At 71.3% G+C, this 13,353-nt stretch carries 5 protein-coding genes; 2 read left to right on the plus strand and 3 right to left on the minus strand.

What is annotated here, in order from left to right; translation table 11 throughout:
* Both ABD371_RS16150 and ABD371_RS16155 read right to left on the minus strand, forming a co-directional pair.
* The gene (locus ABD371_RS16150; RefSeq protein WP_344477367.1) at positions 1–7,266 is read right to left on the minus strand and encodes an amino acid adenylation domain-containing protein; all 7,266 of its coding nucleotides are present in this window, start codon (positions 7,264–7,266) and stop codon (positions 1–3) included.
* 344 nt (positions 7,267–7,610) lie between these two features.
* Complete coding sequence (locus ABD371_RS16155; RefSeq protein ID WP_344477369.1) at positions 7,611–7,754, minus strand: hypothetical protein; 144 nt, start codon at positions 7,752–7,754, stop codon at positions 7,611–7,613.
* A gap of 158 nt (positions 7,755–7,912) precedes the next feature.
* Between ABD371_RS16155 and ABD371_RS16160 the strand changes: the two genes are divergently transcribed.
* A complete protein-coding gene (locus ABD371_RS16160; protein ID WP_344477371.1) occupies positions 7,913–8,776 on the plus strand; it encodes a LysR family transcriptional regulator in 864 nt (287 codons plus the stop codon).
* Between the two features lie 22 nt (positions 8,777–8,798).
* Here the strand turns inward: ABD371_RS16160 and ABD371_RS16165 are convergent, their stop codons facing one another.
* Entirely contained in the window at positions 8,799–10,364 is a 1,566-nt protein-coding gene (locus ABD371_RS16165; RefSeq protein ID WP_344477373.1) for an MFS transporter, read from the minus strand.
* A gap of 97 nt (positions 10,365–10,461) precedes the next feature.
* On the opposite strand from ABD371_RS16165, the gene ABD371_RS16170 reads away from it, so the two are divergent.
* Positions 10,462–13,308, plus strand: a complete 2,847-nt coding sequence (locus ABD371_RS16170; RefSeq protein WP_344477375.1) for an AfsR/SARP family transcriptional regulator — start codon at positions 10,462–10,464, stop codon at positions 13,306–13,308.
* Positions 13,309–13,353 lie beyond the last annotated feature (45 nt).

Here is a 13,353-nt window from a genome sequence, read left to right on the forward strand (position 1 = left end):
TCAGCGCTTCCCGCTTTCGCTCGCCCGGAGTTCGATGGAGCCGAGGACCGTGCCGACGATGTCGGACACCCTCGGCTCTTCCATGATCGTGAGATGGTCGCCCTCGACCTCGAGCACGGACAGCCGGCCGGTGGTGCGCTCCCGCCATCCGTTGGCCGGGTCGGCGTGCATGCTGTCGATGGCGGTGTGCATGTCCAGCAGTACGCCGGGGAGCGCGTCCCGGGCCCGGACGAGCACCACGTCGTGGTCGACCACCTCGGGGCGGTACGCGAAGGCCGCGCGCCAGTTCACCTCGTACAGCCGGAACAGCCGGCGTACGACGGCGTCGCCGCTGCCCGCGGGCAGCACGCCCTCGTCGATGGCGAGTGCGGTCATGAACTCGAACTTCTCGTCCAGGGTGGTCAGGCCGGGCGGCAGGAGGTCCCCGGCGGTGGCGCTGCCGTGCTGGAGCCAGAGCAGCTCCCAGAAGAACCAGCCGAGCAGGGCCTCGTCATCGGTCCACGGCCGCCGCCCCGGGTTGAGCGCGGTGGTGTCGAGCAGGGTCAGCGAACCGACGTCCTCTCCGGCGGCGTGGAGCTGGCGGGCCATCTCGAAGGCGACGAATCCGCCGAAGGACCAGCCGCCGAGGTGGTACGGCCCGGTCGGCCGGACCCGGCGCATCGCCTCGATGTAGTCGGCGGCCAGCCGCTCGATGCCGCGTACCGGCTCGGTGCCGGCGTCCGTCCCGGCCGCCTGGAAGGCGTAGAAGGGCTGGTCCGGCGGCAGGTGCTTGGCGAACGGGACGTAGCAGAGCACATTGCCGCCCATGGGGTGGACGAAGAAGAGCGGCGGCCGGGTGCCCTCGGGCCGGATCGCCACCAGCGGGTCGAATCCGGACGGCGCGGTGCCCGCCGAGCGGAGCCGGCCGGCCAGTTCGGCCACGGTGGGGGCGACGATGAAGTCCGACAGCGGGATCGCGGTGCCGAACCGTTCCTCCGCCAGCACCACCAGCCGCATCGCGGTGATCGAGGAGGCCCCGAGGTCGAACAGGTTGTCGTGCACACCGACTTCGGGCACCTGGAGCAGCTCGGCCAGCATCTCCGCCAGGGCCCGTTCGTGGGCGTCCCGGGGGGCGACCCGGCCGGTGCGCTCCTCGCGGACCAGCGGTGTCTCGCGCAGCGCGGTCTCGTCGCGCTTGCCGTTGGGGGTGAGCGGGATGGCGGGCAGCCAGGCGAAGTGCGCGGGCACCATGTACTCGGGCAGCCGGGCGCGGAGGTGCCGTCGTACCCCGTCCAGGTCCACGCGCTCGGCGTCGCCGACCAGGAAGGCCGCCAGGAAGGCGTCGCCCGCCGCGTTCCGCCGGGCGACGACGGCGATGTCGGTGATCCCTCCGAGGTCGTCGAGTTCGTCGAGGCCGTCGAGGCCGTCCGACGAGGCTCCGGTGACGGCCAGTTCGATCTCCGCCGGCTCGACCCGATAGCCGCGGATCTTGACCTGCCGGTCGGCGCGGCCGAGGCAGACCACATTCCCGTCGGGCAGCACCATGCCGACGTCACCGGTCCGGTAGAGGCGTCCGCCCCCGGCCGGGTCGGTGACGAAGCGCTCCTCCGTCAGATCGGGCCGTCCGGCGTAACCGCTGGCCAGACCGGCTCCGCCGATGTAGATCTCGCCCCGGCACCCGACCGGGACCGGGCGCCTCCGGTCATCCAGGACCAGCAGCCGGGCCCCGTGGACGGGCCGGCCCACCGGAGGGAGCGCGGGGAAGGCCCGGGGATCGCCGCTCATCTCGTAGAAGGCCCCGGCGTGGGTCTCGGTGGGGCCGTAGTGGTTGTCCAGCAGCACCCCGTCCAGGGAGGCGCAGAAGCGGCGGATCTCGTCCGTCACCCGGAGCTGCTCGCCCGCGGAGCACAGAACGCGCAGGTTCCGGGGGACCAGGCCGAGGGTGTCGGACGCCTCCGCCATCTGCTGAAGGGCCACATAGGGCAGATGGACACGGTCCACGCGCTCCCGGTCGATCAGCCGCAGCAGCCCGGGCATGTCCCGCCGCAGCTCCTCGCCGACGAGGACCAGCGTGCCCCCGCCGCACAGCGTGGCGTACAACTCCTGGAACGAGACGTCGAAGCTGAGCGGGGCGTATTGAAGGGTCCGGCTGCCCACGGCGCTGCTCGGGATCCCGTTCTGCCAGGCCACGAGGTTGGCGAGCGAGCTGTGCGGTGCCGACACCCCCTTGGGCCGTCCCGTGGAGCCCGAGGTGAACAGCAGATACACCTCGTCGTCCTCGGCGATCTCCGGCAGCTCCGCCGTCCGGTCGCCGCCGGACAGGGACGCGTAGGCGACCAGCGGAACCGCGGGCCCGAGGAGGTCCCGGTGCGCCTCGTCGACGACGACACGGGCCGGCCGGCCCTGTTCGATCATGGTCCGCAGCCGGGCCACCGGGTAGGCGGTGTCCAGGGGCATCACCGAGCAGCCGGCCTTCGCGATGCCCAGCATCGTGGCGACGGTCTGCGGGGTGCGGCCCATGGCGACGCCGACGCGCTCGCCGGGGCGCACCTGTGAAGCCAGCAGGTTCACGGCGATCCGGGTGGCGATCCGGTCCAGCTCCGCGTAGGTCCATACGAGGCCGTCGGAGACCACCGCCTCCGTGTGCGGGGAGCGGCGCGCCCGGTCCTCGAAGGCGCGCACCACATTCGTTCTGGCCGGCTCGGCCCGCTCGACCGGGGCGGGCGCGAGGAAGCCGAACTCGACCGGGCCGTCGGGCTGTTCGACGAGCCGGCGCAGGATGCGCACATACGTCTCGGTGTACAGCTCCCCCTGCGCGGCGGTGAACGACCGGCCGGAGAACTGGAGGCGCAGCCGGATCCCTTCGTCGACCGGGTCGACCATGGCGTTGACGACCAGGGAGAAGTTGGTCTCCTCCCAGACCGTGAAACCCCGGCTGGCGAGCCCCGGTGTCCGGAAGACCTCGCCGAGCTGGCGGAAGTGGACGAAGTTGAACAGGGTGTCGGCGAGCGCCGGACGGCCGAGATCCTCCTGGACGACCGACAGCGGCACCCGCCGGTGCGGGTAGCTCTCCCGTTCCCGGTCCACCACGCGCCCCACGACGTCGAACCAGGTGGCCGCCGCCGCGTCGACGCGCAGGGGCAGGGTGTTGAGGAACAGCCCGCAGGTGCGCTCGGCGCCGTCGGCCTCCGGCCTGCCGTGGGTCACCAGTCCGGTGGTGATGTCGCTCTGGCCGGAGAAGACGCGCAGGAGCAGGATGTGCGCGGCGAACAGGATCGACTTCACCGGGACCTGTCGGTCGCGCGCCGTGTCGCGGACGGTTTCGGCGAGATCGGCGGGCAGCCGCAGGTCGCGCTCGATGCGGTCGTCCGGCCCCGGTGCCTCGTGGGGGCGGAAGCTCTCCAGCTGGGGCTGGGTCGAACCGGCCAGTTCGCGCCGCCAGTAGGCCCGGCTCTCCGCCGATTCGACGGCCGCGCGCTCCTCGGCGACGTGCTGCGCGGCCGAGGGCGGCACGGTGTCCGGCACCGGTTCGAGGTCCAGTCCCAGCAGATGGCCGTAGTCCCTGAGGAGTTCGGACACGAGGTTGGCGACACTGCCGCCGTCGAGGATGGCGTGGTGGAAGCTGAAGACCAGTTCGACCGTGTCGGGCAGGACGAAGGCCCGGAAGTGGTAGAGCGGTGCGCGGTCGAACCGGTAGTCGTGTCGGAGCCGCTTCCCGACATGCCCGCGGATGGCGGCCCCGGCCTCGTCGGCGGTGGAACCGCGCAGATCGGCGACGGACAGCCCGCCCTCGGCCGTGGGGTGGACGATCTGGAGCGGCTCGGAGTGCCCGGCGAGGGCGAAGGACAGCCGCAGGACCGGATGGCGGCGGACAAGGCGGTCGAAGGCCGTCCGGAAGGCCGATTCCTCCCATCGCACGGCGAGGCTGTACTGAAAGACGTCCTTGTACGTCGTGGAATTCTTCTTCTCACGGCTGTGGAACAGCAGCCCGAGCTGGAGCCGGGTGAGCGGGTAGGCGTCCTCGTACGCCTCCAGGCGGGCGCGGTCGACATGGGAGACCAGTCCGAACGGACGGAGCGCGGCGAAATCTCCCCCGCCCTCGGGCCCGGCCGCCGGAGCCGTCGAGATCTCGGCGCGCTCCGCCAGGGCCGCCACGGTCGGGTTGCGGACGAAGTCGTCCATCGTGAACCGGATGCCCGCCTTCTCCGCCAGCGCCCGTACCCGGAGCATGCTGATCGAGTCCCCGCCGACCACGAAGTAGTCCGCGTGGACGCCGACCCGGCCGGTCCCGAGCACCTGTGCCCAGATGTCGGCGAGCACGGCCTCGCGGGTGTTGCGCGGCGCGCCGTCCGCGCCGTCCGCGCCGCCGGGCGCGTCGACGGCCGGGGCGGGGAGCGCCTTGCGGTCGATCTTGCCGTTGGGTGTGAGGGGCAGCGCGGCGAGCCGTTCGAAGTGCGCCGGGATCATGTAGCCGGGGAGCACCTCGGCCAGGGCCGACCGCAGACGGCCGGGGTCGAGGTCCTCGTCGGCCGTGCAGTAGGCGACGAGGACCGGGCCCCGGCCGCCGCCGGGCCGGTGGTCGACGACCACGGCGTCGCGGATCGGGTCCAGTGCGACCAGCGCGTTCTGCACCTCGCCCAGTTCGACCCGGTTGCCGCGGATCTTCACCTGGCCGTCGGCGCGGCCGAGGAACTCGACGGTGCCGTCGGCGAGCAGCCGGGCCAGGTCCCCGGTGCGGTAGAGGCGTCCGCCGGGGCTGAAGGGATCCTTGACGAAACGCTCGGCGGTCAGTTCGGGGCGGTTGAGATATCCCCGGGCGACCTGGACCCCGCCGATGCACAGCTCCCCCGGGACGCCGACGGGCTGGGGCCCGCCGTGCCGGCCGAGCACATAGAGCGTGGTGTTCTCCACGGGCCGGCCGATGGGCACCCGGGCGAGCGGCCCGTGGGACGCCGGCGGGCAGTCGAAGGCGGTCACGTCGACCGCCGCCTCGGTGGGGCCGTAGAGATTGACCAGACGGGGCGCGTCGCGGTCGCCGAGGATCCGGTTGAACCGGGCGACCCGTTCCGGTGGAAGGGCTTCGCCGCTGCAGAACACATACCGCAGCGATGCGACGTCGCCGGGGCGGTCCGGGCCGTCCTCCAGCAGATCGAGGAACGGGCCGAGCATCGACGGGACGAAGTGGACGACGCTCACCCCGTGTTCGCGCACGACGCGCGCGATCTCCCTCGGGTCCTTCTCCCCTCCCGGCGGCAGCAGCACCACCCGGGCTCCCCGGACGCTCCACCACAGCAGTTCCCACACCGATACGTCGAAGGAGATGGGCGTCTTCTGCACCAGCGTGTCGCCCGGACCGATCGGATAGCGGCGCTGCATCCACATCAGCCGGTTGCCCACCGAGTGGTGTTCGACCATGACGCCCTTGGGGCGGCCGGTGGAACCGGAGGTGTAGATGACATAGGCGAGGTCGTCGGAGTCCGAGGTGGGGCCGAGCGGCTCGGCGGAGCCCCGGTACAGCTCGGATATCCGGTGCACCGGGGCATCGGTCGGCGGTTCGCCGATCCCGTTTCCGCCGCGCAGGACCAGCTTCGCCCCGCAGTCCTCCAGGAGCAGCCGGATCCGCGCGGGCGGGTAGCCGGGGTCGACGGGCACATAGGCGGCGCCCGCCTTCAGGATGCCGAGCAGGCCGGGGAGCAGCTCGGGCCCGCGTTCCGCGAGGATGGCGACCCTGTCGCCGGGGCCCGCGCCGTGCTCGCGCAGCGCCCGCGCCACCTGGTTGGACAGCCGGTCCAGCTCGGCGAAGGTCAGTGCGGTGCCGGAGGCGTCGTCGACCACGGCCGTCAGCTCCGGGGTGCGCGCCGCCTGTTCGGTGAAGAGCTGGTGCAGCGTCTTCTCCCCCGGGTAGGGCACCAGGTCGCCCTGTCGGCGGCGCACGATGTCCTCGTGCTCCTCGCCGGTCAGCATGGGGAGCGCCCGCAGCGGCAGTTCCCGCAGTTCCAGTCCGTGGCGCAGCAGTTCCTGGACGTGTCCGGCCAGAGCCCGCGCGGTGAGGTGTCCGTCGAACACATCGTCGGCGTAGTCCAGGTCGACGCGGAGGCCGGGCTCGTCCTCGAATGCCTGCACCATGATCGACAGGGCGTTGGCGGCGTGGACGGGGGCCATGACGGTGGTCGTCCGGGCCGTGCCGGGGATCTCGGGCGGCCGGGGGAACCGCAGATAGGACACGGTCACGTCGAAGAGCCGGCGTCCGTCGGCCCCCTGGGTGGGGGCTTCCCGGAGGATCTCGCCGAACGGGAGCCGCTCGTGCTCCTTGAGTTCGCCGACCAGGTCGCGGACGTGTGCGGCGAGACCGACCAGGGACCGGTCGCCCTCCACCGGGATCCGGAGCGGCAGGTTATTGGCGAACTGGCCGACCGTCGCGCGCTCCTCGTCGGTCCGGCGGTTGGAGAAGGGCACGCCGAGGACGACCTCGTCCTCCTGGTGGACGCGCCCGAGGCACACCGCGAGCGCCGAGAGCAGATAGGGGAAGGGGGACGCCCCCGCCGCCAGGATGCGCCCGACGAGTTCCTCGCCGACGGTGAAGGAGTGACGGCCCCGGCCTGGCCGGGCCGCGCCGGCGCGCGGGAACAGCGCGGGCGAGACCCCCGCCAGATAGTTCCGGTAGAAAGCGCGGTCGTTCTCGCGCTCCGTGTCGTGGAACGGCGAGTTGAGTTCCTGAATGGACTCCCAGTACGAAGGCGCGTCGTCCGGCCGCCGGTCCGGGGGGCCGTCCTGGGGCGCCGTGCGGGCACGGTAGTCGGAGAGTATCCGCGAGGTCATCGAGTTCAGCGCCCAGGCATCGGTCACGATGTGGTGGGCCGTGAGGACGAGATGAACGGCGGTCGGCCCCTCGATGAGCAGAGCGGCCCGGAACAGCGGCCCGCCCCGGACGTCCAGCGGCCGGCCCAGTTCGTCCTCGCACCACGCCCGCGCGGCGCGGCGCGGCTCGGACTCGCCGGAGAGGTCGACGGTCTCGAACGACGGCGTCCGGCCGTCCGGGTATTCGGAGGTCCGCCAGACCCGGGGAACTCCTTCGCCGTCCTCGCCGAACCGTAATCGGAAGGCGTCATGTGCGCTCAGCGCGCGGACGAGACATTCGCCGAGCAGTCCCCTGTCCACCTCGCCGTCGAGCCGCTCGTGAACGAGCACATTGAATTGACAGCTCCCCGGCGACCGCGTCTCGGCCGTCCAGATGTCGAGCTGCTGGCCGGTCAATTCGATAATTTTGGGTTCAGCCGTGATCCCCATGGAACGCCGCTCCTTCGCCTGGCATTCGTACAAGAAATAGGCAACTCCTGAGGTCAGGCTAGGTCAGAAATATCTTTTGCGGCCACTACGTGATCGAGTAGGGTTTTTAAACGAATACGTAGCCACCGGCCGCTCCACCGGGCGGGCACCCGCCCCCGGCGGCCCGCCCTGTAGAATCGGCCCGACGGTCGCACAGGGCGCGGACGCTCCGCCCGAGCCGCCCTCGCGCATCCCTCAGGACGTGGCACACCACGGGCGAACGACCGGCCGCGCCGACGCGCCGGACACCCTGGCGCCGCCCCGCCACGGAATGGGAAAACGAGCCATCCGGGCCGAATGCGAAGTCATTTGTTCGAAAATGAAACCAGCAGGTAGGCCCAGGAAATACCGATTGCGGGCACTGTCGCATTCAAGCCAAACAGACCGCCGGGTTTACATTTTTCCTTGCCCTGTACGATGCCGGTCGATCTATCGTGACCATCGTTCATCGTGTTACGGGTCCATGGTAAATATGTGAGCGAAACAGACTTTTCCGTTCTGCGCGACCGCTCCCTGCCCCGACACCTCTCCCCACCGCCGCCGAATCCACATCAGAAAGGATTCCGCACGCCACCTCTGATTTCCTCCGTGAACGGAGAACAGCATTATGACCGTTGGAATTCACCATCTGAGAACTTTTCTCATGGCGGTCGACGAAGGCAGTATCTCGAAAGCGGCCGCCCGGTCGCACATGGCCCAGTCCGCGGTCTCCCGCAGGCTCGCGGAGCTGGAGCGGCATGTGAAACAGCTGCTGCTGGAGCGCTCCGCGGAAGGGGTGCGGCCCACGGTGGCCGGCAAGATGTTCTGCGCCAAGGCCGATGCCGCCGTCACCGCGTTCGACGACGCCATGCGCTCGGACGCGCACCATGTGCGTGCCCTGCGCATCGGTTACGCCTGGTCGGCCGCCGGCGCGTACACCAGCGAGATACTGCGCCGATGGCAGGATCTCAACCCGAAGGTGATGGTGCGTCTGAAACGGGTCGACGATCCCACGGGCGGGCTCACGAGCGGTCTGTGCGACGTGGCCATCATGCGGATCCACACCCAGGGCCGGGGCCTCCACGAGGAACTGCTCTTCATGGAGCCCCGGGTCGCCGCGATCCCGGCGGGCAGTCCGCTCGCCGGGAAGGGCGAGATCCGGCTGCCGGATCTCGCCGAATACCCGCTGGTCATCAACTCGTTCTCCGGCACCACCAATCTCGAACTGTGGCGGGACGGAAAGAAGCCGGTGGTGGGGGTGGAGGTGGACACCATCGACGACTGGCAGACCTACATCGCCGCAGGCGTCGGCATCGGGGTGACGCCGGCCTCCACCGCCTGGATGCATCCGCACTCGGAAATCAGCTATCTACCGATCCAGGACGCGCCGCCGGTCCCGGTCTATCTCGTCTGGGCCTCCAACAACCGGCATCCGGCCCTGCGCTCCTTCATCCAATTGGCGCTGAACGTGGTGGCCGAGGTCGCCGAGTAGCCGAGGGGCAGATTCCCCACTCTCAGACTTCCGACCTGGCGGGTTCCTCCGGGACGGCCCGGTCGGCCTCCGGCTCGTCGCCGCCGATGACGCCGATGTGCCGCAGCACCACGCCGGACAGGAACGCGAGCACCAGACAGCCGACAGCGGCGACCAGCATCGCGATGTTCAACCCGGAGGTCGCCGCCTCCTTGGCCTGCTCCAGCAGGCCGACGGGCATCTGATTCCCCAACGAGGACGCGCCGGCGAGGCTGTCGCCCGTCGCTTCGGCCACCTCGCTCGGCGTGCCGGCGGGGATCTTGTCGTCGATGCCGCCGCGGTAGACAGCGGTGGCCAGACTGCCGAGGATGGCGACGCCCAGGGCGAGGCCCAGTTCCTGCACGGTCTCCGACATCGCCGAGGCCGAACCGGCCTTCTCCGGCGGCGCGGCTCCGACCACCAGATCCGTGCCCAGGGCGGCGATCGCCCCGAGTCCCAGGTAGACCAGCCCGAAGCCGATCACGATCAGGGCGATGCCGCCCGTGGCGTCCACCTGGGTGAGCAGCACGTACCCGACCGTCGACAGCGTCAGGGTCGCGGCCACCACGATTCCCGGCGGCACCCGGCGCGCGACCAGCGGTGCGCCGATCGCCGCCACGAACATCATCAGCGCGGGCGGCCCGAACCACAGGCCCGCTTCGACGGGAGGCAGATCCTCGACCAGCTGGAGCTGCTGCGTGATCAGCAGCATCGAGCCGCCGACGCCGATCAGTCCGACGAGCAGCACACTGAGCGCGGCGCTGAACGTGCGGTTGGCGAACAGCCGCATGTCCAGCAGCGGGCTCTCCAGGCTGCCCTGACGCCGGACGAACAGCGCCCCGAACACCACACCGACGATCACGGCGACGACCGTGGAGAGGTCGAGGCCGTCCTTGGCGAACCGCTTCACCGCGTAGATCACCGGCAGGATCGCGACCAGCGACAGCACAACGCTGAGCAGGTCGAACCGGCCGCTCTGCGGCGCGCGGTACTCGGGGACCAGCAGCGGTGCGGCCACCAGCAGGACGACCGCGACCGGGACCGCGAGCAGGAACGCCGAACCCCACCAGAAGTGGTCCAGCATCGCGCCGCCGACCACCGGCCCCAGAGCCATGCCGAGCGCGAAACACGTGGCCCAGACGCCGATCGCCAGTGAGCGCTGACGCGCGTCGGCGAACATGTTGCTGATCAGGGAGAGGGTGGACGGCATCAGCGTGGCACCGGCGATCCCCAGCGCCGCGCGTGAGGCGATGAGCAGTTCGGTGCTGTTGGAGTAGGCGGCCACCACCGAGACGGCCCCGAAGGCCGCGACCCCGATCATCAGCAGCTTCCGGCGTCCGATCCGGTCGCCCAGCGTGCCCATCGTGATCAGGAAGCCGGCGATCAGGAAGCCGTAGGCATCCATGATCCACAACGCTTCCGTGCTGCTCGGGCGCAGATCCTCCGCCAGCGAGGGAAGCGCGAGGTACAGCACGGTGACATCGAGGCCGAGCAGCACGGTGGGCAAGGAGAGCACGGCCAGCCCTCCCCACTCCCGGGGGCCGGCTCTGCGTACGGTCGTCGCGCTCATTGCACTCCCATGCTTTTCGGGTTCGAGAACATGCGCGTTCACTGTGCCGACCGTCGCGCACGATTTCCTGACGGTCCTGCGGCGATACACTGCGACCATGCGCTACGAGGTGCTCGGCCCGCTGGCCGTCTGGGACGCCGCGGGGCTGCCGGTCAAAGTTCCCGAAGCGAAAGTGCGCGCCCTGCTGGCGAATCTACTGATCCACGGAGGCGGACCGGTGCCGGCGGACCGTCTCATCGAGGACCTGTGGGCGGGCAATCCGCCGGACGGGTCGGTCAACACACTGCAGACCAAGGTCTCCCAACTCCGCCGTGTGCTGGGCCGGGAGCGGGTGATCCGCGAGCCCGCGGGGTACCGGCTGCTCCTGGCGGACGACACGGTCGACGCGGCACGCTTCCAGGAGCTGGCCGAACGCGCCCGCGCCCACGAGGATCCGGCGGTCAAGGGAGACCTGTTCGCCGACGCGCTCGCGCTGTGGCGGGGCCCGGCCTACACCGACGTCGCCGAATTCCTCTTCGCCCACGGCGAGATCGCCCGGCTGGAGGCGCTGCGGCTGGCCGTCCTGGAGGACCAGGCCGAAGTACGGCTGACCCTGGGCGAACACACGGCCCTCGCGGCCGAGCTGGGCGAACTGGTGGCGCGGCATCCGCTCCGCGAGCGGCTGCGCATGGCCCACATGCGCGCGCTCTACCGGTCCGGGCGTCAGGGCGAGGCGTTACGGAGCTTCCAGGAGCTGCGGTTTCATCTGGAGGAGGAGCTGGGGGTCTCGCCCGGTCCGGCCGCCTCCGCGCTGCACGAGGCGATCCTGCGTCAGGAGCCTCATCTGGCGCCGCCCACCGTCGAGTCGCTGTCCTGCCGCACCAATCTGCCCACACCGCTGACCTCGCTGATCGGCCGGCAGCAGGCGGTCGGCCAGGTACGGGCGCGGCTGAACTCGGACTCCAACACCCGGCTGGTCACGCTCACGGGCCTCGGCGGAGTCGGGAAGACGCGTCTGGCGATCGCCGCGGCGCGCGACATGGCCGAACAGTTCCCCGACGGCGTGTGGCTGGTCGAGCTGGCCGGTCTGGGCGGAGCGTCGGCCCCCGACGACATCGCCGAACGGGTCATCACGACGCTGGGGCTGTGCGACACCGCGGCGTCGGAGCCCAGTCTCGACGATCTGGTGGGCTGGCTCTGCCGGGCGGTGGCCGAGAAACGCCTGCTGATCCTGCTGGACAACTGCGAGCATCTGGTCGAGCCGGTCGCCGCGTTCGCCGGAGCCGTACTGTCGACGGTGCCCGGTGGGCAGCTGCTGGTCACCAGCCAGGAAGCCCTCGGCATGCCCGGCGAGGTGGTGCACCCGGTGCCTCCGCTGGCCTTGCCGGAGCACACCGGTCCGGGAGCGGTGGCCCGGTCCGGCGCCGTCGAACTGTTCGTGGAGCGGGCGGCGGCCGCGGTGCCCGGCTTCACTCTCGACGCGGAGAACGCGCCGGCCGTTTCCGCCATCTGCCGTCGGCTGGACGGCATTCCGCTCGCGCTGGAACTCGTGGCCTCCCGGCTGCGGACGCTGAGCCCGGAAGAACTCGCCACCTCTCTGGACGGCCGGTTCACCCCGCCCGAGGTGCGGGCGCGCGGGCTGCCCGCCCGGCAGCAGACGCTGCGGGGCATGCTCGACTGGAGCTGGCAGCTGCTGACCGAGGACGAGCGGATCGTGCTGCGGCGGCTGGCCGTGCACGCCGACGGCTGCACCCTGTCCTCCGCCGAGGCCGTGTGCGCCGACCGGGAGCTGCGCGCCGAGCGGGTGCCCGACCTGCTGTCCCGGCTGGTGGACCGCTCGCTGGTGGTCCGTGAGGCGGGCCGGTTCCGGCTGCTGGAATCGGTGGCCGCCTACTGCGCCGAACGGCTCGCGGAGGCAGGTGAGACGGCCGCCGTCCGCGCACGGTTCGTACGGTGCTACGCCGAACTGGCCGAACGGCAGAACGAGCGGCTGCGCGGCCCGGACCAGCGGCGCTGTCTGGAGCGGCTGAACGCGGAGACGATCAATCTGCGCCGGGCCCTCGACCTCGCGGTCACCGGGAACGACACCGGGCACGCGCTGCGTCTGGTGAACGCGATGACGTGGTACTGGTTCCTGCGCGGGCGGCTCACCGAGGCCCGCAGATCGCTCCAGGCGGCGCTGACCACCGAGGGCGAGAGCGCCCCGGCCGCGCGCCGGGCGGCGCGGGCCTGGCTGACCGGAATGGAACTGCGCACCTCACCGGTCGACGCCACACCGCTCCCGGCCGGTGAGGACCCGACGGCCGGGCTCGACGACCCGGTACTGCGGGCCCGGCTGCAATGGTTCGTCGGAACCGGCCTGACCGGCCACGGCCGCAACCACGAGGGGCTGCGGCTGGTGGAGGCGAGCCTCGCCGGCGCGCGCACCGCCCGGGACCACTGGGGCGAGGCCGCCGCCCTGGTCGAACTCGCCGGCCACTCCCCGGCCCGGGGCGAATCCCACGCCGAGCTGGGGGCGGCGCTGTTCCACGAGGTCGGAGACCGCTGGGGGCAGCTCCGGGCCACCCGCTCACTGGCGCTCGCGGCCGAACGCAACGGCGACCACGCGCGGACGGAACGGCTCCACCGCGAAGGCCTTCTGGTGGCCGAGGAACTCGGGCTGTGGACCGAGGTCGTCGAGGCCCTGACCTGGCTCGGCCAGACCGCCCTGGCCGGGGGCCACGCCCGGCGGGCGGCGGAGCTGTACGAGCGCGCGCTGTCCGTCTCGGCCGAACGGGCTTATCACCGGGGCGAGATCCGGGCCGAAATCGGTCTGGGGCTCGCCGCGCGTCTCGACGGCGACCGGGAAGCCGCCAAGCGCCATCTCAACCGCGCACTGGCCAAGAGCCGCTCGTCGGGCCCCGCCGCCGGTGCTGCGGAGGCGCTGGCGGAGCTGGCGGAGCTGGAACTCGTTCCCCGGGGCTGACCGCCTTCGCGGGTGGTGGAACCGCCGGAGACGGTTCCACCACAC

Source organism: Streptomyces amakusaensis, assembly GCF_039532665.1.
Classification (GTDB): Bacteria; Actinomycetota; Actinomycetes; order Streptomycetales; family Streptomycetaceae; genus Streptomyces; species Streptomyces amakusaensis.